The organism is Streptomyces sp. NPDC126503 (assembly GCF_040302405.1).
Lineage (GTDB): Bacteria > Actinomycetota > Actinomycetes > Streptomycetales > Streptomycetaceae > Streptomyces > Streptomyces gulbargensis.
The window spans coordinates 145,076-171,764 of record NZ_JBEORS010000002.1; the positions used below are offsets into that span (position 1 = coordinate 145,076).

The 26,689-nt window shown below is 74.0% G+C and carries 24 protein-coding genes; 9 read left to right on the forward strand and 15 right to left on the reverse strand.

From position 1 onward, the window contains the following. Positions 1-82: 82 nt before the first annotated feature. From ABTY40_RS03455 to ABTY40_RS03465, 3 genes are all read right to left on the reverse strand, one after another. Positions 83-721, reverse strand: a complete 639-nt coding sequence (locus tag ABTY40_RS03455; protein ID WP_352057947.1) for a PadR family transcriptional regulator — start codon at positions 719-721, stop codon at positions 83-85. Positions 722-817: 96 nt separating this feature from the next. Continuing rightward, positions 818-1,552 (reverse strand): hypothetical protein, encoded by a 735-nt coding sequence (locus ABTY40_RS03460; RefSeq protein WP_352057948.1) that lies wholly within the window; start codon positions 1,550-1,552, stop codon positions 818-820. Between the two features lie 229 nt (positions 1,553-1,781). Beyond that, a complete protein-coding gene (locus ABTY40_RS03465; protein ID WP_352057949.1) occupies positions 1,782-3,428 on the reverse strand; it encodes a protein kinase domain-containing protein in 1,647 nt (548 codons plus the stop codon). Between the two features lie 264 nt (positions 3,429-3,692). On the opposite strand from ABTY40_RS03465, the gene ABTY40_RS03470 reads away from it, so the two are divergent. Further along, positions 3,693-5,351, forward strand: coding sequence for a protein kinase domain-containing protein (locus ABTY40_RS03470; protein WP_352057950.1), 1,659 nt, complete (start codon positions 3,693-3,695; stop codon positions 5,349-5,351). 22 nt (positions 5,352-5,373) lie between these two features. Here the strand turns inward: ABTY40_RS03470 and ABTY40_RS03475 are convergent, their stop codons facing one another. The 3 genes from ABTY40_RS03475 to ABTY40_RS03485 all read right to left on the reverse strand — a co-directional run bounded on the left by ABTY40_RS03475 (position 5,374) and on the right by ABTY40_RS03485 (position 7,783). After that, positions 5,374-6,390 carry a phosphotransferase gene (locus tag ABTY40_RS03475; protein ID WP_352057951.1) on the reverse strand — a complete coding sequence of 339 codons (1,017 nt, stop codon included), beginning with the start codon at positions 6,388-6,390 and terminating at the stop codon, positions 5,374-5,376. 15 nt (positions 6,391-6,405) lie between these two features. Further along, positions 6,406-6,876 carry a pyridoxamine 5'-phosphate oxidase family protein gene (locus ABTY40_RS03480; RefSeq protein ID WP_352057952.1) on the reverse strand — a complete coding sequence of 157 codons (471 nt, stop codon included), beginning with the start codon at positions 6,874-6,876 and terminating at the stop codon, positions 6,406-6,408. A 247-nt stretch (positions 6,877-7,123) separates the two neighbouring features. Then, entirely contained in the window at positions 7,124-7,783 is a 660-nt protein-coding gene (locus ABTY40_RS03485) for a response regulator (protein WP_345280249.1), read from the reverse strand. Between the two features lie 362 nt (positions 7,784-8,145). On the opposite strand from ABTY40_RS03485, the gene pdhA reads away from it, so the two are divergent. The 5 genes from pdhA (at position 8,146) to ABTY40_RS03510 (ending at position 14,015) form a co-directional block, all read left to right on the forward strand. Beyond that, positions 8,146-9,342, forward strand: coding sequence for a pyruvate dehydrogenase (acetyl-transferring) E1 component subunit alpha (pdhA, locus tag ABTY40_RS03490; RefSeq protein WP_352057953.1), 1,197 nt, complete (start codon positions 8,146-8,148; stop codon positions 9,340-9,342). Positions 9,343-9,344: 2 nt separating this feature from the next. Next, positions 9,345-10,325 carry an alpha-ketoacid dehydrogenase subunit beta gene (locus ABTY40_RS03495; RefSeq protein ID WP_352057954.1) on the forward strand — a complete coding sequence of 327 codons (981 nt, stop codon included), beginning with the start codon at positions 9,345-9,347 and terminating at the stop codon, positions 10,323-10,325. 31 nt (positions 10,326-10,356) lie between these two features. Further along, the gene (locus ABTY40_RS03500) at positions 10,357-11,748 is read left to right on the forward strand and encodes a dihydrolipoamide acetyltransferase family protein (protein ID WP_352058227.1); all 1,392 of its coding nucleotides are present in this window, start codon (positions 10,357-10,359) and stop codon (positions 11,746-11,748) included. A gap of 300 nt (positions 11,749-12,048) precedes the next feature. Continuing rightward, positions 12,049-12,690 (forward strand): GntR family transcriptional regulator, encoded by a 642-nt coding sequence (locus tag ABTY40_RS03505; RefSeq protein WP_352057955.1) that lies wholly within the window; start codon positions 12,049-12,051, stop codon positions 12,688-12,690. After that, positions 12,687-14,015: an MFS transporter gene (locus tag ABTY40_RS03510; RefSeq protein ID WP_352057956.1), complete on the forward strand. Its 1,329-nt coding sequence runs from the start codon at positions 12,687-12,689 to the stop codon at positions 14,013-14,015. The genes ABTY40_RS03505 and ABTY40_RS03510 overlap by 4 nt, the downstream gene beginning before the upstream one ends. 68 nt (positions 14,016-14,083) lie before the next feature. Here ABTY40_RS03510 and ABTY40_RS03515 read toward each other — a convergent pair whose 3' ends face one another. Next, entirely contained in the window at positions 14,084-14,911 is an 828-nt protein-coding gene (locus ABTY40_RS03515) for a maleylpyruvate isomerase family mycothiol-dependent enzyme (protein WP_352057957.1), read from the reverse strand. Between the two features lie 155 nt (positions 14,912-15,066). Between ABTY40_RS03515 and ABTY40_RS03520 the strand changes: the two genes are divergently transcribed. After that, positions 15,067-15,870, forward strand: coding sequence for a carbon-nitrogen family hydrolase (locus tag ABTY40_RS03520; RefSeq protein WP_352057958.1), 804 nt, complete (start codon positions 15,067-15,069; stop codon positions 15,868-15,870). A 170-nt stretch (positions 15,871-16,040) separates the two neighbouring features. On the opposite strand, the gene ABTY40_RS03525 is transcribed toward ABTY40_RS03520, so the two are convergent. The 3 genes from ABTY40_RS03525 to ABTY40_RS03535 are packed head-to-tail and all read right to left on the reverse strand — an operon-like array spanning position 16,041 to position 18,694. Continuing rightward, positions 16,041-16,442 carry a VOC family protein gene (locus tag ABTY40_RS03525; protein ID WP_352057959.1) on the reverse strand — a complete coding sequence of 134 codons (402 nt, stop codon included), beginning with the start codon at positions 16,440-16,442 and terminating at the stop codon, positions 16,041-16,043. Positions 16,443-16,492: 50 nt separating this feature from the next. Beyond that, positions 16,493-17,101: a hypothetical protein gene (locus tag ABTY40_RS03530; protein WP_352057960.1), complete on the reverse strand. Its 609-nt coding sequence runs from the start codon at positions 17,099-17,101 to the stop codon at positions 16,493-16,495. Positions 17,102-17,122: 21 nt separating this feature from the next. After that, a complete protein-coding gene (locus ABTY40_RS03535; RefSeq protein ID WP_352057961.1) occupies positions 17,123-18,694 on the reverse strand; it encodes an aminotransferase-like domain-containing protein in 1,572 nt (523 codons plus the stop codon). Positions 18,695-18,898: 204 nt separating this feature from the next. Between ABTY40_RS03535 and ABTY40_RS03540 the strand changes: the two genes are divergently transcribed. After that, positions 18,899-20,128 carry a trans-sulfuration enzyme family protein gene (locus ABTY40_RS03540; RefSeq protein WP_352057962.1) on the forward strand — a complete coding sequence of 410 codons (1,230 nt, stop codon included), beginning with the start codon at positions 18,899-18,901 and terminating at the stop codon, positions 20,126-20,128. 7 nt (positions 20,129-20,135) lie between these two features. On the opposite strand, the gene ABTY40_RS03545 is transcribed toward ABTY40_RS03540, so the two are convergent. The 3 genes from ABTY40_RS03545 to ABTY40_RS03555 form a co-directional block, all read right to left on the reverse strand. Continuing rightward, complete coding sequence (locus tag ABTY40_RS03545) at positions 20,136-20,630, reverse strand: LURP-one-related/scramblase family protein (RefSeq protein ID WP_352057963.1); 495 nt, start codon at positions 20,628-20,630, stop codon at positions 20,136-20,138. A 64-nt stretch (positions 20,631-20,694) separates the two neighbouring features. After that, positions 20,695-21,444, reverse strand: coding sequence for a bestrophin-like domain (locus tag ABTY40_RS03550; RefSeq protein ID WP_352057964.1), 750 nt, complete (start codon positions 21,442-21,444; stop codon positions 20,695-20,697). A gap of 4 nt (positions 21,445-21,448) precedes the next feature. After that, a complete protein-coding gene (locus ABTY40_RS03555; RefSeq protein ID WP_352057965.1) occupies positions 21,449-22,936 on the reverse strand; it encodes a hypothetical protein in 1,488 nt (495 codons plus the stop codon). A gap of 143 nt (positions 22,937-23,079) precedes the next feature. On the opposite strand from ABTY40_RS03555, the gene ABTY40_RS03560 reads away from it, so the two are divergent. After that, positions 23,080-24,876, forward strand: a complete 1,797-nt coding sequence (locus ABTY40_RS03560) for an NHL domain-containing thioredoxin family protein (RefSeq protein WP_352057966.1) — start codon at positions 23,080-23,082, stop codon at positions 24,874-24,876. A 24-nt stretch (positions 24,877-24,900) separates the two neighbouring features. Here ABTY40_RS03560 and ABTY40_RS03565 read toward each other — a convergent pair whose 3' ends face one another. Then, positions 24,901-25,245 carry a hypothetical protein gene (locus ABTY40_RS03565; protein ID WP_352057967.1) on the reverse strand — a complete coding sequence of 115 codons (345 nt, stop codon included), beginning with the start codon at positions 25,243-25,245 and terminating at the stop codon, positions 24,901-24,903. Positions 25,246-25,315: 70 nt separating this feature from the next. Continuing rightward, positions 25,316-26,623 carry a M18 family aminopeptidase gene (locus ABTY40_RS03570; protein ID WP_352057968.1) on the reverse strand — a complete coding sequence of 436 codons (1,308 nt, stop codon included), beginning with the start codon at positions 26,621-26,623 and terminating at the stop codon, positions 25,316-25,318. Positions 26,624-26,689: the final 66 nt, after the last annotated feature.

Sequence of the window (26,689 nt, forward strand, 5' to 3'; positions counted from 1 at the left end):
GCGCCGGCGCGGAGGGCGTCGCGGCTGCCGTCGCGCGGGACGGCGGGGTGATGCCACCGCAGGCCCGCGGGAGGGGAGGGGTTCAGGTACGGCGGCCCTGGGGCGCCGGTTCCGGCGCCGTGACCCGCGTCGGGGCCGGGGGCGCGGGCGGTGGGGCCGTGGCGGAGCCGGGGGCGGGGGTGGAGAGGCGGATCAGGCGTGCTTCGCAGTGGTCGAGCCAGCGCGCCTCGGCCTCGGTCTGGAAGATGAGCTGTTCCAGGACGAGGAGCCAGGCCACGTCGTCCCGTTCCCGCGAGCCGCCCGCCTCGACGGCGGTGAGCGCCTGGGCCTTCAGCCGGGTGTAGTCCTGCATCGCCTTCACGGTGTGCCGGCGCTGGGACTGGATGACCTCGCGGATGTCGACCCCCGGCGCCCCCACCGCCATGGCCAGCTTGATGGCCAGCTCGTCACGGGCCGGGCTGGTGCGGTCCACCGGGCGTTCGTACCAGGTCCTCAGCTCGGCGCGCCCGCTGTCGGTGATCGCGTAGAAGACGTGTCCGGCCTCGTCCTGCCCCTGCTGGACGACCAGGCCGTCCCGCTCCAGGCGGCCCAGGGTCGTGTAGACCTGGCCGACGTTGAGGGGCCACGTGGCGCCGGTGCGGGACTCGAACTCCGTACGGAGCTGAGAGCCGTAGCGCGGGCCGCGTTCGAGGAGGGCGAGAAGCCCGTGGCGGATCGACATACTCAGTATGTATACCGGGTATGGCGGCGGGGACAACCGTCCTGAGGCGGAAGCGGGGCGTCCGTCGCAAGGGGGACCCGGGAAGGGGCGGCGGGCTCACCGGCGGCGCATCCGCAGCCCGAGGAAACCGATGCCGAGGCCCATGAGGGCCAGTCCCACGCCCAGGGTGAGGACGGGAATCCGCTGGTGAACGAGGGGGAGAGTGCTGTCGGGCGCCATCCGGGGCGCGGCGGCGGGCCGGCTGGCGGGCGCCGCCTCCGGACGGACCGCGTCCCTCTCCGGTACCGCGGCGGGTGTCTCCTCCGCCTCCTCCGGGACCTCTTCGGCTGTTGCCGTTTCGGTACGAACGGTCTCGGGCACCGGGTCCGCGGCGGTCTCCGGCGGAGGGGTGGGCTCCGGCCGCCCGGGTCGCGCCCTCCCCTCCCCGGCGGGCCGCCCCGCGAGCGAGGGCGAGCCGGTGGGGGTGGGCGCGTCACTGGGCTCGGCCGCGTCCGGACCCCGGCCGGGAAGGATCGGCGGCGCGGACGGGGTCGGCCGGTCGGGCAGGTCGGGCCGCGTGGGCCGCGAGGCCGCCGGGGGCGTGGGCGGCGCGGTGGAGGAGGGTGCGGGGGGCGCGGGGGCGCCGGCGGACGGGGTGGCCAAGACCGTTCCCGTGGCGGTCGGAGGGACCACCGGGGCCGCCGGGACCGTCGGGACCGCCGGTGCCCGGGTGGCGGGCGGCTCCCCGGCGTGGGCGGACGCCGCCGCGCCGAGGACCGTCGCGCAGGTGAACGCGCAGGCGAGCACGGGTCTCAGGACCCGCGCCCGTGCCCTGCGGAGTGCTGGAGTCACCGGGTGACCCCCTCCCGTACCGAGCCGCCGAGGTGTCCGACTCAGCGTCACATAACCGGACATCTCCGGCACCCGGGGTGGTGCGGGCGGCGTACGGGGGTGCCCGCTGCCCGCGAGGCGGCCGGGGAGCGGAGGGGCCGGTGCCGGGCGGCATCCGGGCGCGGCACGGCGCTCACCTGCCGGGGGGCTGCGAGCCCCCGCCCCACCGCCCGGCGGTGAGGGTCGCCGGCTACTGCGGCGGGTTGCCCGTCGAGATCTTCAGGGTGAATTCGGCGTCGTCCGCGGTGATGTCCTCGCCCGCCGGCGGGTACTGCTCCAGGACCGTGCCCTCGCCGTAGGTGGACTCGTCGACCGGGGTCTGGGTCATGATCTTCCAGCCGGCGGCCTGGACGCAGTCCTTCACGGACTGGATGTTCTTGTAGGTGAAGTTCGGCACCTCGAACTTGCTGGGGTCGTCGCTCGACTCCGTCGGCTGGGTGCACTTCTTCACGTCGATGGTCTTGGTCAGATCGGGACCCTTGTGCCCGGGCTTCGCCGAGGGGGTCTCCCCGGAGTCCGTGCCGGCCGTGCTGCCGCTGGTGGTGCCGCCGGTGCCGGCCTGGGGGGCCGGGTCGTCCTTCTGGTTGAGGGCGATGACCAGGCCGCCGACGGCGAGCAGGGCGACGATGACCGCGCCGAGCAGGAGGGGCGTGTTCCGGCGGGAGCCGGAGCCATGGGCAGGGGCGGGCGCCAGCGTCTGGTAGGCCGGCGCGGGGGCCGGGGTCGGGTAGCCGCCGGGCGCGGGCGTCGGGGCCTGCTGCGGGTAGCCGTACGCCGGGGCGGCGGGCGCGTGCGTCGCGGGGCCGTACGGGCCGGGCTGCGGGTGCGGCGTCGGCGGCAGGTAGGACTGCTGCGGGCCCGGCGGCGGGGTCTGGCCGACCGGCGGGAAGACGGCGGAGCTGACGCCCGAGCCGCTGCCCACGGGGGCGCCCGGCACGATGACGGGGGCGGCGGTCTGGCCGGCGGAGAGCACCCGCAGGCACTCCTGGCGCATCGCGTCCGCGCTGGGGAACCGCTCGTTCGGGTTCTTCCGCAGCGCCCGCGCCACCAGCGCGTCCATCGCCGGCGTCACCGACCGGTTCACGGAGGACGGCGCGACCGGCTCCTCCTGCACGTGCGCGTAGGCGATGGCGAGCGGCGAGTCCGCGTCGAACGGCAGCCGGCCCGTCAGCAGCTGGAACAGCATGATGCCGACCGAATAAAGGTCGGAGCGGGCGTCCACGGCCCGCCCGAGGGCCTGCTCGGGGGAGAGGTACTGCGGGGTGCCGACGACCATGCCGGTCTGGGTCATCGACGTGACGCCGGACTGCATGGCCCGCGCGATGCCGAAGTCCATGACCTTCACGACGCCGCGCTTGGTCATCATCACGTTGCCGGGCTTGATGTCGCGGTGGACCAGACCCATCTCGTGGCTGGTCTCCAGGGCCGCGAGCACGTCGGCGGTGACCTTCAGCGCCTTGTCGGCCGGCATCGCGCCGAACTGGGCCACGTCCGAGGCGAGGACCGAGCCGAGCGGCCGGCCCTCCACGTACTCCATGACGATGTACGGCATGACGGCGCCGTCGAGGGTGTCCTCGCCGGTGTCGAAGACCGAGACGATGTTGGTGTGCGACAGCTTCGCGACGGCCTGCGCCTCACGGCGGAAGCGCTCGCGGAAGGACTGCTCGCGGCCGAGCTCCGTGTGCAGCGTCTTGATCGCGACCTGGCGGTCGAGCGCGGTGTCGTAGGCCAGGTACACCGACGCCATGCCGCCCTCGCCGAGCAGGTCGCGCAGCTGGTACCGGCCGCCCGCGACCGAACCGCCCGCATAGCGGCCCTGTGCGCCGTCCTGGCTCATCTGTGCTTCCCCCTACGCGCGCGTGGCGGCGTTGATCCGGTTTTTCCTGGCCAAGTCTGCCCGAGGGCCCCGGCACGTCAAGCCGGGTGCCCGTTCCGTGACCCTCCGCACAAGAAGCGTCTCGGAAGCGTTATGGGAATCCCATCGAATTTGCACAGGTGTACACGGAGAGGATGGGATGGCCGGTCCATCCCGGACCGTGATGTCGTACGGAGCCTGTAGCGTGACGACTGGACACGGCACGACAGACGACGGCGAGGACTGATGGCACCCGAATCCGGAGCAGGCGGCGGCGGTGTGTCGGACGCGTCGGCGGAGTGGGGCGTCGGCGGGGTCGTCGGTGACGGACGCTACCGCCTGACGCACCGGCTGGGACGCGGCGGCATGGCCGAGGTGTTCGCCGCCGAGGACGTACGGCTGGGACGCACGGTGGCGGTGAAGCTGCTCCGCGCCGACCTGGCCGAGGACCCGGTCTCCAAGGCGCGCTTCACCCGCGAGGCACAGTCCGTCGCGGGACTCAACCACCACGCGATCGTGGCCGTGTACGACTCCGGCGAGGACGTCGTCGGCGGCCGTTCCGTGCCGTACATCGTCATGGAGCTGGTCGAGGGCCGCACCATCCGCGACCTGCTGGTCAGCGCCGAGGCGCCCGGTCCCGAGCAGGCGCTCATCATCGTCTCCGGGGTCCTGGAGGCGCTGGCGTACTCGCACCAGCACGGCATCGTGCACCGCGACATCAAGCCGGCGAACGTGATCATCACGCACTCCGGCGCCGTGAAGGTCATGGACTTCGGCATCGCCCGCGCCCTGCACGGGGCGCAGTCGACGATGACGCAGACCGGCATGGTCATGGGCACGCCGCAGTACCTCTCCCCCGAGCAGGCGCTCGGCAAGGCCGTCGACCACCGCTCCGACCTGTACGCGACGGGCTGTCTGCTCTACGAACTGCTCGCGCTGCGTCCCCCCTTCACCGGCGAGACGCCGCTGTCGGTGGTGTACCAGCACGTCCAGGACACCCCGGTCCCGCCGTCCGACGTCACGCAGGACGCGCCGCCGGAGCTGGACGGCCTGGTCATGCGCTCGCTCGCGAAGGAGCCGGACGACCGGTTCCAGAGCGCCGAGGAGATGCGAGGGCTGATCCAGTACGGCCTCCAGATGCTCCAGCAGCAGGGCGGCCACACCGGCACGTGGAACACCGGGCCCGTGGAGGCCCACGAGGGGGGGCACACGCCGGTCGGCGGCATGGCCGCGACGACCGCCATGGGCCACCCGATGCACGGCGACACCGCGCAGGGCCGCATCCTGCCGCCGGTGAACCCGGACGACGGCGGATACGGCGGTTACGACGGCGGTACGGGCGGTTCCGGCGGCTACGGGCAGGGGCCCTACGGCGGTCCCGGCGGCGGCGCGGGCAACGGCCGGCGCGGCAAGGTCATCCTGTTCGTGGCGCTCGCGCTGGTCGCGGTGGTCGCGGGTGTCGTCTTCGCGGTCCAGAAGGCCGGCGAGAAGGAGAAGGAGGACGGCAAGGTCACCCCGACCCCGACCGCCACCAACTCGCCGTCGACGCCCACCGAGACGCCGACGACCTCCGCCGAGACGCCGAGCCAGGAACCCACGCGGGATCCGGACACCTCGACCGGCGGCAGCACGCAGCGGCCGTGGAACCCGCCGACGCGGACGTACACCACCGCGCCGCCGACGTACACCGGAGAGCCGACGCCGACGGACACGGGCGTGCCCACGGACACGGGTACACCGACCGACACCGGCGCGCCGACGGACACCAGCGCGCCGCCCACCGCGACCGGGGGGCCGACGGAGCCGACCGGCGGTACGCCGCCGGGCGACGACTCCAGCGGCGGCGGCGACGGCGACCCGGGGACGGGAACCTCGCCCTCCGGCGGCGACTCCACCGGCGGCTGACCCGGACCGGGGCCATGGCCGCTCAGGCGGCGAAGGCGTCACGTACGGCGTCGTACTCCCGGGTCCACCAGACCGCCAGGGCCGACACCGCGGGAAACTGCGGGTCGGCCCTTCGGTCGTGCAGCTGGTAGCGCCAGCGCAGCGTCCAGAAGTCGTTGAGCCGCTCCCACCACACCCGGTGGGCCGCCGCGGCCAGCTCGGCGCCGTCGGCGCCCGTCGCCCGCCGGTACGCGCGCGCGTAGGCCCGCACCTTCTCCAGGGCCAGCTCTCCCCCCGGCCGTACGAAGAAGATCGCGGCGGCGCGGACAGCCTCCTCGGCGCGGGGGCGGACGCCGAGGCGGTCCCAGTCGACGATGGCAGCCGGTTCGGCGCCCCGGTAGAGCAGGTTCAGCGGGTGGAAGTCGCCGTGCACCCAGCCCGAGGCGGGGGCGGGCGGCGGCCGGTGGTGGGCGTGCTGGGCGAGGAGGCGGCGCCGTTCCCGCAGCCGGTGCTCGGCGAGCGCGTCGAAACTGTCATGGGGGCGGTGGGCGCGGACGAGGCGGATCAGCTCGTCGATGACGCGGAAGGTGTCCTCGGGGCGGGCGCTCTCGTGCGCGGCGCCCGGCCTCGGGGGGTCCATGACCCGGTCCAGGCACGTGTGGACGTGGCCGAGGAGGGCGCCGAGGCGGCGGGAGCCGCCGGGGGAGAGCTGGGCGCCGTCGCGGTGGCGGCCGTCGATCCAGGGGTGGAGGGCGTAGCAGTGACCGCCGACGACGGCGACGGTGCGGCCCCGCTGGTCGGCGAGGGGCGGGGCGACGGGCAGGCCGAGGGCGTGGAGGCGCTGGGTGGCCCGGTGCTGGCGGAGGATGGTGGCCCGGTCGGCGGTGGGGGCGTCGAGGTGCTGCTTGAGGAAGTAGGAGCCGCGGGTGGTGGAGAGGCGGTAGCCGCGGTTGAGCAGGCCCTCGGTGACGGGTTCGCAGGAGAGCGGTTCGCCGGCCTGCGGGTAGCTGCGCAGCACGGCGCCGACCGGAGGAGCGAGGGTTGCAGATGAGCGCGGCACTCCACAGATGGTAGATCACGCAGCGTGTCGGGTGTGTCGCTCTGTGAAATCAGGGGAACCGGTCCGGGCGGGGGCGGTCGGGGTCGTCGCGCTCCCGGCCGCGTACTCGAGGACGTGGACCGACACGAACTGCGGGGTGATCCGCAGGAAGACCGGGACGAAGGGCTCCCCGTCCACCCGGACGGGCGCGGGCCCGAGGGCGGCACGCTCGTCCTCCGTCGGCTCGACGACCTCCGCCGTGCCGGTGAACTGGACGGACCACGGGGTGGTGGCCCCGGTGGCCAGGTTGTCCGCCTCGTAGGCGACGACGCCGCCGTGACAGGCCCGGTGGTAGCCGAAGCCCTGGTGCAGCCGGACCAGGACGCACCGGCCGGTGACCACGTGCCGCGCGGGGGCGACGAACGGCAGGGCGCGCATGCTGGTCGCCAGGCGGCCGTACGGCACCCGGCCGAGCAGTTCGACGGCGCGGCTCTCCTCGGAGGACATGGCCCTCACTCTGCGCGACCGCGCGCCGCGCGGGAAGGGACGGGCGCCCCGTGCCGGCGGGGACGTAGGTCCCGAATTCCGTACCCCGGATCGCGCCGGACGGGCCGGAATCGGGACGTCTCCCTGACCCCGATGGCGGAATCCATGATTCCGATCCGTGTTCCCCGCCGCCCGGTCCCGGTCCGGACCCGTCGCGTTCCGGCCGTCCGGCCCCGACCTGCCGAATCCCGGTCCCCCGGTACGGCCGTCAGTGGCGTTCGGCCTGCATCCGCGCCACGTATGCCGCGGCCTGCGAGCGGCGCTCCATGCCCAGCTTCGACAGCAGGCTGGAGACGTAGTTCTTGATGGTCTTCTCCGCCAGGTGGAGCCGCTCGCCGATGGCCCGGTTGGTCAGGCCTTCGCCGATCAGGTCCAGGATCTTGCGCTCCTGCTCGGTGAGGTGGGCGAGCCGGTCGTCACCCTTGGGACTGTTGCCGTCGCGCAGCCGCTCCAGGACCCGGGCGGTGGCCACCGGGTCGAGCAGGGACCTGCCGGCCGCCACGTCCCGTACCGCGTTGAGCAGTTCGGTGCCGCGGATGGCCTTGAGGACGTATCCCGAGGCCCCGGCCATGATCGCGTCGAAGAGGGCCTCGTCGTCCGCGTAGGAGGTCAGCATCAGGCATTTGATCGACTCGTCCTGGGAGCGGACCTCCCGGCAGACCTCCACGCCGCTGCCGTCGGGGAGCCGGACGTCGAGCACGGCCACGTCCGGGCGGGTCGCCGGGATCCTGACCAGGGCGTCCGCCGCCGTACCGGCCTCTCCGACCACCTCGATGCCGTCCTCCACGGAGAGCAGCTCGTGGACGCCGCGCCGGACGACTTCGTGGTCATCCAGCAGAAATACCCGGATTTTTCCTTCTTCGCGCACGCGGACAGTCTCACATATTGACTCTTCCCGCGCCCGGGGTCCGCGGGATAACGTGCCGCATGTTCCGACGACGGCGTCGGGTCGTTGTCCATGCGCTGACCAGCGGCGTGTCCCCTTTTTTCGATTTACTTGGAAATCCAAGCAAAATCGCAGGTCAAGTGGGGTTACGCAGGAATGCCGCACTATGGGTAACGTGCCTATGACGGCGCTCGCCGGGGCACCTGTCACGCCCGACTCCGGCCGCGTCGCACCCACCCCGTGCGAAGGGTACGGATAGGGCGGAGCCTCCCCTTACTCGCAGTAGGGGGGACCCCAGGCCTCACCGGCGAACCCGGGGGCCGGACCGACGGAGGAGCACGCACGTGACCGTGGAGAGCACTGCCGCGCGCAAGACGACGCGACGCAGCAGCGGCACCAAGCGCACCGCAAGCGCGAGCACGAGCACCACCAAGAAGACGAGCCCGCGCGCGGCCGGGGCCGACGCCACGGAGCCCGAGCTCGTCCAGCTGCTGACGCCCGAGGGAGAGCGCGTCCAGCACCCCGACTACGACATCGACCTGAGCGCCGAGGAGCTGCGCGGCCTCTACCGCGACATGGTCCTCACCCGCCGCTTCGACGCCGAGGCCACCGCTCTCCAGCGCCAGGGCGAGCTGGGCCTGTGGGCCTCGCTGCTCGGCCAGGAGGCCGCCCAGATCGGTTCCGGCCGCGCCCTGCGCGACGACGACTACGTCTTCCCGACCTACCGGGAGCACGGTGTCGCCTGGTGCCGCGGGGTCGACCCGACCAACCTGCTCGGCATGTTCCGCGGGGTGAACAACGGCGGCTGGGACCCCAGCAGCAACAACTTCCACCTCTACACGATCGTCCTCGGCTCGCAGACCCTGCACGCCACCGGCTACGCCATGGGCATCGCCAAGGACGGCGCGGACTCGGCCGTACTCGCCTACTTCGGCGACGGCGCCTCCAGCCAGGGCGACGTCAACGAGTCGTTCGTCTTCTCCGCGGTCTACAACGCCCCCGTCGTGTTCTTCTGCCAGAACAACCAGTGGGCCATCTCCGAGCCCATCGAGAAGCAGACCCGGGTCCCGCTCTACCAGCGCGCCCGCGGCTTCGGCTTCCCCGGCGTCCGCGTCGACGGCAACGACGTCCTGGCCTGCCTGGCCGTGACGCGCGAGGCCCTGGAGCGCGCCCGGCGCGGCGAGGGCCCCACGCTCATCGAGGCGTTCACCTACCGGATGGCCGCCCACACCACCTCCGACGACCCGACCCGTTACCGCCGCGACGCGGAGCGCGAGGCGTGGGAGGCGAAGGACCCGATCCAGCGCCTCAAGGTCTACCTGGAGAACGCGGGCCACGCCGACGCCGCCTTCTTCGAGGCCCTGGAGGAGGAGAGCGAGACGCTCGGCAAGAGCGTCCGCGAGGTCGTCCGCGCCATGCCCGTGCCGGACCACATGGCGATGTTCGACCACACGTACGCGGACGGGCACGCGCTCGTCGACGAGGAGCGCGCCGAGTTCGCCGCCTACCAGGCGTCCTTCACGGGCGGAGAGGGCGAGTAACCATGGCTGTTCAGAAGCTTCCCCTCGCGAAGGCGCTCAACGAGTCGCTGCGCAAGGCCCTGGAGACCGACCCGAAGGTCGTCGTCATGGGCCTGGACGTCGGCAAGCTGGGCGGTGTCTTCCGGATCACGGACGGTCTGCAGAAGGACTTCGGCGAGGACCGGGTGGTCGACACCCCGCTCGCCGAGTCCGGCATCGTCGGCACCGCGATCGGCCTCGCCCTGCGCGGCTACCGCCCGGTCGTGGAGATCCAGTTCGACGGCTTCGTCTTCCCGGCGTACGACCAGATCGTCACGCAGCTGGCGAAGATGCGGGCCCGTTCGCTCGGCACCGTGAAGATGCCGGTCGTCATCCGCATCCCGTACGGCGGCGGCATCGGCGCCGTCGAGCACCACTCGGAGTCCCCCGAGTCGCTGTTCGCGCACGTCGCGGGCCTCAAGGTGGTCACCCCGGCGAACTCCTCCGACGCCTACTGGATGCTCCAGCAGGCGATCCAGAGCGACGACCCGGTGATCTTCTTCGAGCCCAAGCGCCGCTACTGGGACAAGGGCGAGGTCGACACCGAGGCCATCCCCGGTGAGCTGCACAAGGCGCGGGTGGCCCGCGAGGGCACCGACCTGACGCTCGCCGCGTACGGCCCGATGGTGAAGACCTGTCTGGAGGCGGCCGCGGCCGCCGCCGAGGAGGGCAAGTCGGTCGAGGTCCTGGACCTGCGCTCGATCTCCCCGCTCGACTTCGACACCATCCAGGCATCCGTGGAGAAGACCGGCCGGCTGGTCGTCGTCCACGAGGCACCGGTCTTCTTCGGCTCCGGCGCGGAGATCGCCGCCCGCATCACCGAGCGCTGCTTCTACCACCTGGAGGCCCCCGTCCTGCGGGTCGGCGGCTACCACGCGCCGTATCCGCCGGCGCGCCTGGAGGAGGAGTACCTGCCGGGCCTGGACCGCGTGCTCGACGCCGTCGACCGCTCGCTGGCGTTCTGAGGAGAGCACCGTGACGATCCGCGAATTCAAGATGCCCGACGTGGGCGAGGGCCTGACCGAGGCCGAGATCCTCAAGTGGTACGTCCAGCCGGGTGACACCGTCACCGACGGGCAGGTCGTGTGCGAGGTCGAGACGGCGAAGGCGGCCGTGGAGCTGCCGATCCCGTTCGACGGCACCGTCCACGAGCTGCGCTTCCCCGAGGGCACGACGGTCGACGTCGGCGAGGTCATCATCTCGGTGAACGTGGGCGGCGGCGCCGCCCCGGCGGCCCCCGCCGCGTCCGTCCCGGCCGGGGCGGCGGCCGAGGCCCCGGCTCCGGCCGCCGCTCCCGCCGCGACCGCCGAGGCCGAGCAGGCGGCCGAGGGCCGTCAGCCGGTCCTCGTCGGGTACGGCGTGGCCGCGTCCTCCACCAAGCGGCGGGCCCGCAAGGGCGCCGTGGTGCCCGGCCAGGCCTCCGCCGCGATCCAGGGCGAGCTCAACGGGCACGGTGGTACGGCCACCGCCACCGCTGCCCGTCCGCTGGCGAAGCCGCCGGTGCGCAAGCTCGCCAAGGACCTCGGTGTCGACCTGGCGACGGTCGTCCCGACCGGCCCGGACGGGATCATCACCCGCGAGGACGTGCACAAGGCGGCCACCCCCGCTCCCGCGCCCGTCGCCCAGGTCCCGGCCCCCGCGCCGGCCGTCCAGGTTCCGGCGCCCGCGCAGGCGACGGCGTCGGACGCGCGGGAGACCCGTGTCCCGATCAAGGGCGTGCGCAAGGCCACGGCGGCGGCGATGGTCGGCTCGGCCTTCACCGCCCCGCACGTCACCGAGTTCGTGACCTTCGACATCACCCGCACGATGAAGCTGGTCGAGGAGCTCAAGTCCGACAAGGACATGGCGGGCCTGCGGGTCAACCCGCTCCTCCTCATCGCCAAGGCGGTCCTGGTCGCGATCAAGCGCAACCCGGAGATCAACGCGGCCTGGGACGAGGCGGCGCAGGAGATCGTCCTCAAGCACTACGTGAACCTGGGCATCGCCGCGGCCACCCCGCGCGGGCTGATCGTGCCGAACATCAAGGACGCGCACGCGCAGACCCTGCCCGAGCTCTCGCGGTCGCTGAGCGAGCTGGTCGCCACCGCCCGCGAGGGGAAGACGACCCCGGCGGCGATGCAGGGCGGCACCTTCACCATCACCAACGTCGGCGTCTTCGGCGTCGACACCGGTACGCCCATCCTCAACCCGGGCGAGTCCGCGATCCTGGCGGTCGGTGCGATCAAGCTCCAGCCGTGGGTCCACAAGGGCAAGGTGAAGCCGCGACAGGTCACCACGCTGGCGCTCTCCTTCGACCACCGCCTGGTCGACGGCGAGCTCGGCTCCAAGTTCCTGGCGGACGTCGCCGCGATCCTGGAGCAGCCGAAGCGCCTCATCACCTGGGCCTGACCGGCCGGTGAGGGCGGGAGGCCGCGGACCGGCGGCCTGACGGCCCGTGACCGCCGGGCGGGTTCGCCCGTTTCACGTGAAACATCCGGCGGTGGCATCTGCCACCGCCGGATGGTTTTCCGCCCCCTTGCTCGCGGGCGTGGCAGGACTGTTCCGTTTCGTGAACGAGGCGCGGTCGCCCGTGCATGCCCCACGGCCACCGGTACAGGGACGGCGGCTGAGGGCCTCCCGCCCGGGGAGCCCCGTCCACGATGTGGACCGGGCACTGTCCGGTGGACCTGATGTATCTATGCTGTGTTCATGGCATCAGCACCTCCCGCGGCCGACCGCGTCTACACGCACGTCAAGCAGGCCGTGCTCGACCGGCGTTACGAGGGAGGCACCCTCCTCACCGAGGGCGAACTCGCCCAGGCCGTGGGGGTGTCCAGGACGCCCGTCCGCGAGGCCCTGCTCAAGCTGGAGATGGAAGGGCTGCTGAAGCTCTACCCGAAGAAGGGCGCCCTCGTCCTCGCCGTCTCCGCCCAGGAGATCGCCGACGTCGTGGAGACCCGTCTCCTGGTGGAGGAGTTCGCCGTCCGGCGGGCCGTGCCCGCCCCCGCCGCCCTGATCGCGCGGCTCGAGGAACTCCTGGAGGAGCAGAAGCGGCACGCCGCCACCGGCGACCTCGCCGAGGTCGCCGTCACCGACCGCTGCTTCCACGCCGAGATCGTCCGCCACGCCGGCAACCAGATCCTCGCCCGCCTCTACGACCAGCTCCGCGACCGTCAGCTCCGCATGGGCGTCGCCGTCATGCAGTCCCAGCCGCACCGGATCGCCAAGAACATCAGTGAGCACGCCGAGATCCTCGACCGGATCAAGGCGGGCGACGTCGAGGGTGCCGCCCACTGCGTCCGGCAGCACCTCAGCTGGGTCAAGGTCCTGGTGCGGGGTGAGGCCCGGTGAGCCGCGACAAGCACCAGGCGTACGGTTCCGTCCCCGGCCTCCCCGGCGACCCGCCCGGCGGCCGCCGGGCCGCACTCGTCTGGGGCGTCGGCGTCGCCGTCTACTTCGTCGCGGTCATCTTCCGTACGTCCCTCGGCGTCGCCGGACTGGACGCCGCCGACCGCTTCCACGTCAACGCCTCCGCCCTGTCCACCTTCTCCATACTCCAGCTGCTCGTCTACGCGGGCATGCAGATACCCGTCGGCCTCATGGTCGACCGGTTCGGCACCAAGAAGGTCCTCGTCCTCGGCGTCGTCCTCTTCACCGCCGGCCAGCTCGGGTTCGCGCTCTCCCCCTCGTACGGCACGGCCCTCGCCTCCCGCGCCCTCCTCGGCTGCGGAGACGCCATGACCTTCATCAGCGTCCTGCGCCTGGGCACCCGCTGGTTCCCCGCCCGCCGCGGCCCCCTCATCGGCCAGGTCGCCGCCCTCTTCGGCATGGCCGGCAACCTCGTCTCGACGGTCTTCCTCTCCCGCGCCCTGCACGGCCTCGGCTGGACCACCACCTTCGTCGGCAGCTCCCTCGCGGGCGTCCTCGTCCTCGTCCTGCTGCTCTTCTTCCTCAAGGACCACCCGGAGGGGTACGAGCCCGCTCCCGGCTCCGCCCCGCGCCCCGGAGCCGCCTCCGTCCGCCGCCAGATCGCCGCCGCCTGGCGCGAGCCCGGCACCCGGCTCGGCATGTGGGTGCACTTCACCACCCAGTTCCCGGCGATGGTGTTCCTGCTGCTGTGGGGGCTGCCGTTCCTCGTCGAGGCCCAGGGACTCTCCCGCGCCACCGCGGGCGAACTCCTCACCCTGGTCGTGCTCTCGAACATGGCCGTCGGCCTCGCCTATGGGCAGATCATCGCCCGCCACCACGCCGCCCGCGCCCCGCTCGCCCTCGGCACGGTCGCGGCCACCGCCCTGCTGTGGGCGGCGACCCTCCTGTATCCCGGTGACCGCGCGCCGATGTGGCTGCTCGTCACCCTCTGCCTCGTCCTCGGCGCCTGCGGACCCGCCTCCATGATCGGCTTCGACTTCGCGCGGCCCGCCAACCCGCCGGAGCGCCAGGGCACCGCCTCCGGCATCGTCAACATGGGCGGCTTCGTCGCCTCCATGACCACCCTGCTCGCCGTGGGCGTGCTGCTCGACGCGACGGGCGACGACTACCGGATCGCGTTCTCGTCCGTCTTCGTCCTCGAAGCGCTCGGCGTCGCGCAGATCCTCCGCCTCAAGGCCCGCACCCACCGCAGGGAGCGGGAGCGGCTCGTCGCGAGCCGCGTGGAGGCCGTCCACGTACCGGCGTAGTCCGCTCCGGGAACGCGCGCGGGGTCCGGTAACGCGCGGAGGGTCCGGGGCACCGCGGGCGGGGGCCGTCAGCTGGGGGTGACCGCGATGTTGTCCAGGATCGCCGTCGCCAGCGCCTCGTCGCCCTCGACCTTCACCCGGTCGGCCACGTCCGCCGGCCGCACCCGGCCGCACGCCAGCCGCACGAAGGTCTCCCAGTCGGTCGCCAGCGTCACCGCGGGCCCCAGCGACGGCGCCCCGTCGATCGAGCCGCGGCCCTCCGCGTCCACCCGGACCGTCCGAAGGAACTCCACCGGACCGCTCACGTCCAGCACCACCGCCGAGGAGGCGGGCGCGCCGGCGCGACGGGCGACCACGTCCGGCATCGCCTCCAGGAGCACGTCACGGGTCACGAGCGCGCCGGGCGCGTCCAGGTTCCCCGGCGCGCCGAGCGCCGCCCGCAGGTCCTGCTCGTGCACCCACACGTCGAACGCGCGCATCCGGTAGCCCAGTTCGAGGGTCTGCTCGGCGCCGAGGGGGGCGCGGATCAGGTGGTCGGGGGAGCGGTTCTCGTTGCGCAGCTGCCGTGCCCGGCGGATGAGCACGTACTCCAGCTCGGCCGTCATCTCCGGCGCCGTGTGGTGCCGCCGGGCGTCCACCTGCACCTCCATGTAGCGCGCGAAGTCGGTGCGCACGTGGTAGAGGTCGCGCGGCAGGGCGTGGATCGGCCGCGGGTCGCCCAGCATCTCCGTCTCCATGCCGATGACATGGGAGACGATGTCCCGCACCGACCAGCCGGGGCACGGCGTCGGCCGGTTCCACGTCGCCTCGGGCAGGGGCTGCACCAGCTCGGCTATCGCCTCGATCGAGTGGGTCCAGGCGTCGGCGTAGTTCTGGAGGCTGGGATGGACGGTCACGGGACCCCTCGGCGGTTCTTCGGTGCGCGGGCTGAAAACACGACTGAGTGGGAGGCTCGGACGCTAAGTTACGCTGCCCGAAGGCACCCCGGCAGTGCTTTCGTGTGACGATCGTAGGCCGGTGTTGACGGCTCCGATGCCAGGACGGTGGTAGTGTGCGCGCCTCGCTGATCCAGATCGCGGTGGACCCGGACGAACCGGTCCACACCCGGCGGGCGCGCGCGGCGCGCCTGGTACGGGCGGAATCCGGCCACGCCGACCTCGTGGTCCTGCCGGAACTGTGGCCGGTCGGCGCCTTCGCCGCCGACTCCTTCGCCGCCGAGGCCGAGCCCCTGCGCGGCCCCACGTACGAGGCGATGTCCGCCGCCGCGCGGGACGCCGGGGTGTGGCTGCACGCGGGTTCCTTCGTGGAGGAGGCGGGCGGCTCCCTCTACAACACCTCGCTCGTCTTCTCCCCCGACGGCGAACTCGCCGCCAGCTACCGGAAGATCCACCGCTTCGGCTTCGACCAGGGCGAGGCGGTCCTCATGGCCGCCGGGGAGGACCTGGTCACCTTCGACCTGCCGCACCTCACCGCCGGCGTCGCCACCTGCTACGACCTGCGTTTCCCCGAACTCTTCCGGGGCCTCGTGGACGCCGGCGCCCAGGCCTTCGTCGTCCCGGCCGGCTGGCCGGCCCGCCGTCTCGCCCACTGGACCCTGCTCGCCCGGGCCCGCGCGGTGGAGAACCAGGCGTACGTCCTCGCCTGCGGCACCGCCGGCACCCACGCCGGCGTGGAGCAGGCCGGGCACTCGACCGTCGTCGACCCCTGGGGCGAGGTCCTCGCGGAGGCGGGCCCGGGCGAGGAGACCCTGCGGGCCGTGCTCGACCCGAAGAAGGTGGCCACGACACGGGAACAGTTCCCGGCCCTGAAGGACCGGGTCCTGGGCGTGAGCGCGCCCCGGCGCACCGGGGCCTGAGGGACGGGGAGGGCGACCGGGTCGGGCGGCGGGCGGCGGGTTCCCGGGCACGCGGACGGGTCCTCGTCTTCGCCGCACTCTTCGGGCCGTCGCCCGAGGGCCCGGTCATCCCCGTCGACCGGGACGCCGTCGAGGAGTGGCTCGGCCGTCATCGGCTTCGAACCGTACGGCTAGGACGTGCGGGCCGGTCCGGGCGTGGTGCCCGCCCGGTCCGCGTCGCCGCGCAGGACGCAGAACTCGTTGCCCTCGGGGTCGGCCAGGACCGCCCAGCCCGTGCCGTCGGGCAGGCGGTGGTCGGCGACGAACGCGGCCCCGAGGGCCAGCAGCCGTGCCACCTCCTCGTCCCGGGAGGTCTCCGGCCGCAGGCACAGATGGAGCCGGTTCTTGACCGTCTTGGGCTCGGGCACCTGGTTGAAGTACAGGACCGGGCCCTCCGGGAGCATGACCTGCGCCTCCCGCACCCCCGGCCGGTCGTCCGGATGGAGCGGCCGCCCCGTCACCCTGCTCCAGAAAAGGGCCAGTTCATAGGCGTCCGCGCAGTCGATCGCCACGTTCTGCAGTACTGAGACCATGCGCCCGAGCCTTACCGATTCCGGCCCCGGACGCCACCGCGTACCGGAACCTAGTACTGGACCTCCGCCCACAGCTGGGTCACCCGGGAGAGGCCGGCGCGGACCGCGCCGCCCCGGGTCAGGGCCGCGCGGTCCACCCCGGCGAAGATCAGCGCGAGGGACAGATCCGCCGCGACCGCGCGGCCCGCCACCGACACCTCGAGGCGTCGCCGCGAGCCGCGCCCCGCACCCCGTACCGACACCGCGACGCCCGGGTCCTCGGCGTCCGCCGCGCGGGCCAGGTGCCAGGAGCGGCGGTCCACGGCCCGGAGCAGGTAGCGGTCGCCGCCGTACCGCATCCGCAGGCCGCGCTGCCGGGCCGTGGCGCCGAAACGGTTCCGCTCCAGGGACACCAGCGCGTCACCGACCCGGAGGGTCGCCCGGTTCAGGGTGGGCAGCCGGATCACCTCCGTGTGGATGCCCCGCGCCTCGTACGAGACGGGCGGCAGGAGTCCGCCCCGCAGCTCCGAGACCACCACCTCGGGGACGGTCTGCCGCAGCGGCGCCTCCACCGTGATCTCACCGAACTCGGCCGAGACGCCCCGCCATCCGGACCGCCGCTCGTACCCCTTGCCCTCGCGCCACGGGCGCAGCGTGAACGGTGTGACGGTGCTGTGCATGAAGCTCTCCTCCCCCTCGCGTCACACGACGATCGCATGCAGGGCGCCCGGGCTGCGCCCCGGCCCCGGCGCGTACTCCGCCCAGGCCGCCGCCAGCCGGCGCACCGCCTCCGTCAGCACCTCCGGCGCCGCCATGAAGTGCAGCCGCAGCCGGTCCGCGCTGCCTCCGAGCGCGTCCGCCGTGGAGCCCGGCAGGACCGCCACGCCGTGCCGCAGGGCGAGCTGGGCGAACGACACCCCGTCCCCGTGGGGCAGCCGCACCCACAGCGTCTGCCCGCCGCCCACCGGGGGGCACTCCCACGAGGGCAGCAGCCGGGCCAGTTCCGCCCGCAGGTGGTCGTGGCCCGCGCGGCACGCTGCCCGGCGCGCCGCGAGCACCGGCCCGAACCCGCCGAGCAGCCGGGCCGCGACCAGCTGGGACGCCACGTCGCCCCCCAGGTCGTGCAGCGCCTTGAGCCGGGCCAGCCGGGCGATCAGCGCGGCCGGACCCCGCACCCAGCCGGCCCGCAGCCCGCCCCACACCACCTTGCTCAGCGAGCCGACCGAGATCACCTCCCCGTACGCGGCGAGCGGCGCCCCGGCCGGCTCTCCGCCGAAGGCGAGTTCGGCCGGAACCTCGTCGTCGACCAGCGGCACCCCGAGCGCGTTCGCCGCCTCCACGAGGCGTCGCCCGGCGAGCGGCGGCAGCACGGTGCCGGTCGGGTTCTGGAACCGGGACATCACGTACGCCAGGGCCGGCCGGTGCCGCTCCATGGTCCGTACGGCCACCGCCACGTCCAGCCCGTCCGGCCCGACCGCCACGGGCAGCGGCACCGCCGCCGCCTCCCGGAAGAGGTCGAGCGCCCCCGGATACGAGGGCGCCTCCACGAGCACCCCGTCCCCCGGCGCGAGCAGCAGCCGTGCCAGCAGCGCGAGGGCCTGCTGGGCGCCGGTGGTCACGAGGACCTCCCCGGGCCCGGTGGGCAGCCCCCGCACCGTGTACCGCGCGGCCACCGCCTCCCGCAGCACCGGCAGGCCCGCCGGGTGGTAGCCGAGGTCCCGGTCCGGCAGGACGATCGCGCGGTACGCCTCCGTGAGCTCGGGCGGCGGCCCGGGCGGGGCGGCGCAGCTCAGCAGGATCACGTCGTCCGGCGCCTCCAGGAGGTGCAGGAACAGCGGGTTCGAGGTCTCCACGACCCGGGGCTCACCCGTACCGCCGGCCGGTCCCGTACCGCCGGCCGGTCCCGGACCGCCGGCCGCCCCGGCGCGGCGGTGCAGGGGGAGCGCGGCCGGTGCCACCCGGGTCCCACTGCCCTGCCGCCGCACCAGCCGCCCCTCCTGCCGCAGGGTGTCGTACGCGGCGACCACCGTCGTCCGGCCCACGGCGAGCGCGCCGGCGAGGCGCCGGTCGGGCGGCAGGAGGGCACCGGGGCGCAGCACCCCGTCGTCGATCAGCGCCCGCAGCCGGGCCGCGAGCAGCAGATACAGCGGACCGCGTCCGGCCGACCAGCGGCCCCAGCCGGGCCACGAACGCCTCGGCGTCGTGGGGGGCGGTGAGGGCGCTGGAGGCGGGGGCGCCGGGGCGGTCCTGGCGCGCGGGCCCCGGTACACCACCCGTACCGCGTACCCCGCTCGTACCGCCCGTCTCCCCGAACCCGCCAACCCCTCTCGTACCACCGGCAACGCCCGATCCCGCCGGACCCCTCAACTCCACGGCACGCTCCCCCGTTTCCCCACGCACCCCATTGGCTCCCCCGGCGAACCAATCTGCCGTGATTGGCTCTGGGGCGACAAGTCCGGCCCGACCAGACTGCGGTCATGACCATCAGCGCGAACGACATCACCGGCGTCCCCGCGAAGACCGACGGCGGCGCCCTGCGTCCCGAGACCCTCGCCGTCCACCCGCCCCGCGTGGAGATCAGCGGCAGCACCCCGCTCGGCGTCCCCCTCCACCAGGGCCACGTCTTCGCCTTCGACTCGGCCGACGCCCTCGCCGACCCGGACACCTTCCTCTACAGCCGCATGGGCAACCCCACCGTCCGCGCCCTGGAGGACGCCGTCGCCCGTCTCGAAGGCGGCACCGGCGCGCTCTCCTACGCCTCCGGCATGGGCGCCATCAGCGGGGTCCTGCACACCCTGCTCTCCTCCGGCGGGCACGTCATCGCCCAGCGGTGCCTGTACGGCGGTACGTACGCGCTCCTCACCGACCTCGCCGGCCGCTGGGGCGTCGACGTCACGTACGTCTCCGGCACCGACCCGGACGAGGTGCGGGCCGCCCTCCGCCCCGAGACCCGCCTCCTCTACCTGGAGACCATCGCCAACCCCACCACCCGCGTCGCGGACCTGCCCGCGCTCGCCGCCGTGGCCGCCGGTGCCGGGGTGCCGGTCGCCGTCGACAACACCTTCGCCTCCCCGCTGCTCTGCCGCCCCCTCGACCACGGCGCCGACGTCGTCCTGCACTCCGCCACCAAGTACCTCGCCGGGCACGCCGACGTCCTCGGCGGCGTCGCCGTCTTCAAGGACCCCGCACTGCAGCGGCGCGTCCGCGCGCACGCCGTCGAACAGGGCGCCGTCACCGACCCGTTCGCCGCCTGGCTCACCCTGCGCGGCATGCAGACCCTGCCGCTGCGCGTCGAGCGCCAGTGCGCGAGCGCCGCCACGCTCGCCGCCCGGCTCGCGGCGCACCCGGCCGTCGCCGCCGTCCGCCACCCGTCCCTCGCGGACCACCCCGACCGGGCCGTCGCCGCCCGGCTGCTGCCGGCCGGGGGCGGCGGGGTGATCTCCGCCGACCTCGCCGGCGGCCGGGACGCGGGCCGCGCCTTCGTGGAGGCGGTCCGGGTCGCCTCCCTCAGCGTCTCGCTCGGGGACGTCCGGACGCTCGTCATGCATCCGGCCTCCACCTCGCACCGGCAGCTCGACGCGGAGGCCCTGCGGACGGCCGGCATCGGCCCCGGCACCCTCCGTCTCTCCGTCGGCATCGAGCACGTCGAGGACCTGTGGGCGGACCTGACCCAGGCCCTCGACAAGGCCGCCGCGCACGGCGCCTGACGTCCGGTCAGTCCTCGTCGCGCTCGCGTTCCGTCATCCGGATCACGCACACCGCGAGCGCGATGAGCAGGGCCGCGTCCGCGTCCTCCCGTACGACGTCGACGGCGTAGGTGTCGCGGACGGTCAGCCACCGGCGCGAGACGCGGGCCAGCGGCTCACCCTCGTACGTGACGCCGAACTCCCGGTCCAGGATCCGGCCGCTGACGTCCAGCTCCGTCCCGTCGGCGAGCGTCACCCGGAAGTGGCTCCGCAGCAGGGAGAGCCGCTTGCGGCGGACGGTCGCCAGCGGCAGGTCGTCCCGCTCGACCGTCATCGTCTCCCGCAGGGCGAACACCTTCTGCCGCAGGGTGATCAGGACCCGCCCGTCCGGGTCCTTGATCTCCAGGGTGTCGCGCAGCCGCAGGGCCTTGCCGTCCACGAGGAAGGCGGGGCGGCCGCCCTCCTCCTCGATCCAGTAGTCGTCGCCGATCGCGAAGATCCGGTCCCGTACGAGATATCTCATGGGCCCATGCCTGCCCTCTCGTCCCGGTGTGTCACCTTCCCGCCTCCTCCCTCACTCCCCCTCCTCAGGCGAAGTAGCGGACGAAGGCGTCGGGGGACGTGCCGAGCGCGTTCCCGAACGGCGAGTCGAGCTGGTGGATGAGCAGCACCGTGAAGGCGATGAACCCGGCCAGGCCCATCACCATCACCACGTGTGTCGCGCTCCGCCGGACGCCGAAGAGGAACATGAACGCGAGCGTCAGCACGCCTCCGATCAGCAGTCCCGCCCACAGCACGGGCGAGAGCCGTTCCTGCGCGGCCGCCTCCCGCCCGCGCCGGGCGTCGTCCACGTATCCGAGCTGGGCCAGCACCTCCTGGGCGGCGATCTGCTCGGACACCTTGTCCGTGTCGCCCGCCTCTCCCGCCCGCCGCACCCGGTCGAGGAGCTGCCAGCCGAGGGGGTCGAGCGGTTGGCGCTCCGCCATCATGGGCCACTCGACCTCCACGACGTGGGTGGCGTAGGCGCGGGTGGCCCGGCGCAGCGGCTCGGCGCGCGCCGGCGGGTAGGCGTCGGCCAGCAGGTACGTCTGGTGGAGCGCGCTCGCCTCGGCGTGGGCGTGGTCGGCGGCGGAGGCGCGGGTGTCCCAGACGGAGACCAGGCAGAGGCCGAGGACCACGGCGTAGAGGACCGAGACCATCATGGCGATGTACTCGGCGACGTCCTCGCGCGGTTCCTCGTCCTCGCCGAGCGGGAACAGCTTCGTCTTGAGGACGACGGAGAGGGCGGCGGCGAGCGCCACCCCGAGGGTGATGATCAGGGTTTCCATCAGGGCCATGGGGTCAGCTCCTGCGACTGCCGAGGAGGGCGGCGGCGATGGCGGCCGGGATGAGGATCAGCAGGAGCATCACCACGACTCCCAGCTCCCGCGCGTGGTGGGCGCGGCGCCGGACGCGGCCGAGGAAGCCTTCCGTGTCGGGGGCGGCGACCGCCGCCCGGGGCGGCGCGTCGGGCGGTACGTTCGGGGGGGCCGGGGGGACGGTCGCGGCCCCGGGCGGCCCCACGGGCAAGGGCCCGCCCCCGTCCCCGGCCCCGGGCACGGCTCCGGTACCGGCCCCCGCTCCGGGCGGCCCGACGGGCAGGGCCCCGGCCCCGGCTCCTGCGGCTCCGGCTCCTGCGGCTCCGGCTCCCGCACCTGCCCCTGCGGCTCCGGCGGCCCCCGCAGCACCGGCCGCCCCAGCGGCCCCTGGCGCCCCCGCAGCACCGGCCGCCCCAGCGGCCCCTGGCGCCGCCGCCGCACCGGCCGCCGCCGCACCTGCTGCCCCGGGAACGGTCGCCCCTGTGATCCCACCGGCTCCCGGAACCTCCACAGCCCCAGGAGCCCCCGGAACCCCGGGCACACCCCCCGGAACCCCGGGCACTCCTGGAACCCCCGGTGCTCCTGGCGCCCCCGGCGTTCCTGGAGCCCCCGGTGCTCCCGGAACCCCCGGTGCTCCCGGAACCCCCGGCGCCCCCGGCGCCCCCGGTGCTCCCGGCGCGGGCACGGCCACCGGCGGGGCCGGCACCGTGAAGACGGCGGTGGCACGGGCGGTGAGGACCGGTGGGGGAACCAGCACGCCCCCGGGCGCGTACGTGTGGAGACGGTCGCTGCCGGTGGCGAGCCCCTCGCTGCGGTAGGTGCCGGGCGGCCGCCGTACGGACGCGGCGCAGCGGGCGGAGGACCCGGCCTCGATCAGCGGCACCACGGGGGAGCGCCCGCCGCAGTCGACGGCGCCCGGTGGCAGCCCGAGACCCGGGTCGGTGACCCGTACCGCGTGGACCGGACGGTTGCCCCGGTTGGAGACGGTGTACGTGAGGTTCGCGGTGCCCCGGGTGCCGAGGGCCACCCGCTCGCTGAGGCCGAGGACCGCGCCGACGCCGGTGTACCCGGAGCGCGTGGTGGCGGTGACGGTCCGCCCCAGGGAGGGCACCCGGCCCTCCGCCCGCAGGGTCGCGCGGTGCGTGCCGGGCGCGGCGGGGAACCGGGCGACGCACTCCACCTCCCCGAGCGCGGGCAGCGGCCGGGCCGGACAGCGCGCCGTCCCTCCGGGCACCCCGGGATCCAGGACCCGGACGTCGTACAGGTCGGCCTCACCGTTGTTGACCAGCCGGTACCGCTTCTCGACCGTCGTCCCGATCCGTACCTCCGGGGGCCGCGACCACGAGCGCTCACGCCCGTTGACGGTCACGGTCACCCGCAGCGCGTCCCCGACGCCACCGGCCCGCGCCTCGCCCGCGCCCCACGCCAGACACGGCACCACGAGGAGCACGGCCAGGAGCCCACCCCCCACCCGAGAGCAGTAATAGTCCGATGATCTACCTACACGCTCCATGCCCGCCATGCTGACGACCCGCTCCCCCCACCCCCACGGGAAGACACACCCCGCGGCCCCCACCCGGCCCCCTCTTTCCACCCGTACGGCACCCTTGACCCATGAACGACTCCGCGCCCACCCCCGCGCCCCGACGCGCCCGTGTCCGTGCCCCCGAGCTGATCGGCCGGGGCGGCTGGCTGAACACGGGCGGTGAGGAACCGACCCTCGCCGATCTGCGAGGAAAGATTGTTCTGCTCGATTTTTGGACCTTCTGCTGCATCAACTGCCTGCACGTCCTGGACGAGCTGCGGGAGCTGGAGGAGAAGCACCGCGACACGCTCGTGATCGTCGGGGTGCACTCGCCGAAGTTCGTGCACGAGGCCGAGCACCAGGCCGTGGTCGACGCCGTCGAGCGGTACGAGGTGCATCACCCCGTGCTGGACGATCCCGACCTGGCGACGTGGAAGCAGTACGCCGTGCGGGCGTGGCCGACGCTCGTCGTGATCGACCCCGAGGGGTACGTCGTCGCGCAGCACGCCGGCGAGGGGCACGCGAACGCGATCCGGACGCTGGTGGAGGAGCTGGAGGCCGAGCACGAGGCGAAGGGGACGCTGCGGCGTGGCGACGGGCCGTACGTGCCGCCGGAGCCGGTCGCGACGGACCTGCGGTTCCCGGGCAAGGCGGTGCTGCTGGAGTCGGGGAACTTCCTGGTCTCCGACACCACCCGCCACCAGCTGGTGGAGCTGGCGGAGGACGGCGAGACCGTGGTGCGCCGCGTCGGCGGGCCGGGCGAGTTCCGGGAGCCGCAGGGACTGACCGTGCTGCCGGACGGGAAGGTCGTGGTCGCGGACACCGTGCACCACGCGCTCCAGCTGTTCGACCCGGCCACCGGGGCGGTCGAGCGGATCGCGGGCACGGGCACGCAGTGGTGGCAGGGCTCCCCGACCTCGGGGCCCGCCCTGGAGACGGACCTCTCCTCGCCGTGGGACGTGGCCTGGTGGCAGGGGAAGGTGTGGATCGCCATGGCGGGCGTCCACCAGCTGTGGACGTACGACCCGCGGACGAGGACCGTGGAGGTCGCGGCGGGCACGACGAACGAGGGCCTGGTCGACGGCCCCGCCGCCGAGGCCTGGTTCGCGCAGCCCTCGGGGCTCGCCGCCACCCCGGACCGGCTGTGGATCGCCGACTCGGAGACCAGCGCCCTGCGGTGGATCGACACCGAGGGGGTCGTGCACACGGCCGTCGGCACCGGTCTCTTCGACTTCGGTCACCGGGACGGCGACGCCGGACAGGCCCTGTTCCAGCACCCGCTGGGCGTGACGGCGCTGCCGGACGGTTCGGTCGCGGTCAGCGACACGTACAACCACTCCCTGCGCCGCTACGACCCGGCCACCGGTGAGGTGACCACCCTCGCCACCGATCTGCGCGAGCCGAGCGACGCGGTCCTGGTGGGCGACGACATCGTGGTGGTGGAGTCCGCGCGGCACCGGCTGACCCGGCTGCGGCTGCCCGAGGAGGCGGTACGGGTGGAGGCGGTCGCGCACCGGACGCGGCGCGAGGCCACCGAGATCGCCCCCGGCCGGCTGCGCCTCGACGTGATCTTCCAGGCGCCGGCCGGCCAGAAGCTGGACGAGCGGTACGGCCCCTCGACCCGGCTCCTGGTCTCCTCGACGCCGCCGGAGCTGCTGCGGGCCGGCGAGGGCACGGGCACGGACCTCTTCCGGGACCTGGAGCTGAACCCGGAGGTGACGGAGGGCGTGCTGCACGTCTCCGCGATGGCGGCCTCGTGCGACGACGACCCGGCCAACGAGTACCCCGCCTGCCACGTCCACCAGCAGGACTGGGGCGTGCCGGTGAAGGTCAGCGACGGGGGCGTGGCCCGGCTGCCGCTGATCCTGGCGGGCATGGACGCCTGACGGGCGGACGCGCCGGCCGGCTGGTCAGCGGACGAGGCCCTGGTGCCGGGAGGGGCGGCCCGCCGCCGCGTCCAGGCACCCGGCCACCCAGGCGGCCGGGTCGTGCACGGCCCGGTCGCCGCCCATGCCCTGCCGCTGCATGAGCGCGCATTCGCCGGTCAGCAGGGCTTTCGTGCGGGAGCCGTCCTGGTCGTACTTCCGGATGCGCGTGGCCTGCACGTACCCGCCCTCGTAGGCGATGTCGGCGGCCCACGGCGGCCGGTCGTTGTACTGCTCGACGATCCCCCAGGCCACCGCCGTCCCGAGGAGGACGGCGGTGGCCAGGAGGAGGACGAACGTCCGCCGGGGCGGCCCTTCATGTCGCTGCATGGCAGCCACGCTGCCAGGAGGGCCGTTTCGCGGATGTTTCGCCCGGCGTCGTGACGGGACCCGGCTCGGGTCAGCCCTCCAGGAAGGCGACGAGCGCGTTGGCGAGGAGGTAGGGGTCCTCGGCGCCGCAGAGTTCGCGGGCGCTGTGCATGGAGAGGATGGCGACGCCGATGTCGACGGTGGTGATGCCGTGGCGGGCGGCGGTGATGGGGCCGATGGTGGTGCCGCAGGGCATGTCGTTGTTGGAGACGAACGACTGCCAGGGGACGCCGGCCTTCTCGCAGGCGGCGGCGAAGACGGCGCGGCCGTTGCCGTCGGTGGCGTAGCGCTGGTTGACGTTGACCTTGAGGATCGGGCCGCCGTTGACGCGCGGGTGGTGCGTCGGGTCGTGGCGCTCCGCGTAATTGGGGTGGACGGCGTGGCCGGTGTCGGAGGAGAGGCAGACGGTGCCGGCGAAGGCGCGGGCGCGGTCCTCGTACCGGCCGCCGCGGGCGTAGACCGAGCGCTCCAGGACGGTGCCGAGCAGCGGGCCCTGGGCGCCGGTGTCGGCCTCGGAGCCGTTCTCCTCGTGGTCGAAGGCGGCGAGGACCGGGATGCACGGGAGGTCGTCGCGGCCGGCGAGGGAGGCGAGCGCGGCGGTGGCGGCGTGGACGGAGAGCAGGTTGTCCATGCGCGGGCCGGCCAGGAGCTCCCGGTCGCGGCCCAGGTAGGCCGGGGCCTCCACGGCGTGGACCATCAGGTCCCAGCCCGCCACGTCCTCGGCCTCGACGCCGGCCTCCTCGGCGACGAACGCGATCAGGTCTCCCTCGCGGACCTCGCCCAGGCCCCAGATCGGCTGCATGTGCCGCTGGCGCTCCAGCTTCATGCCTTCGTTGACCTGCCGGTCCAGGTGGATCGCGAGCTGCGGCACGCGCAGCAGCGGCCGGTCGACGTTCACCAGCGCGTGGCTGCCGTCCCGCAGCGTGAACCGGCCGGCGAGACCCAGGTCCCGGTCCAGCCAGCTGTTGAGCAGCGGCCCGCCGTAGATCTCGACGGCGACCTGCCGCCAGCCCTCCCGGCCGAAGTCCGGCTGCGGCTTGACCCGCAGGTTCGGCGAGTCGGTGTGGGCGCCCACGATCCGGAACGGCGTGTGCGGGGCGGCGCCCTCGGGCACGTACCAGGCGATGATCGCGCCGCCGCGGGTGACGTACTTCCCGCCGCTCGTCCCGTCCCAGGCCTCGGTCTCCCCGACCCGGCGGAAGCCGGCCTTCTCCAGCCGTTCGGCGGTGTTCGCGACCGCGTGGTACGGCGACGGGGAGGCCGCGAGGAAGGTCATGAGGTCATCGGTGTGGCCGCGGTCGAAGGGGCCGGCCGCCGGGCGGGAAGGTGCGCTGCTCATGGGTTCACCTTACGCAGATCCCGACATGCGGACACCGTCCCCCCGGGGGCGGGAACGGCGGTCCCC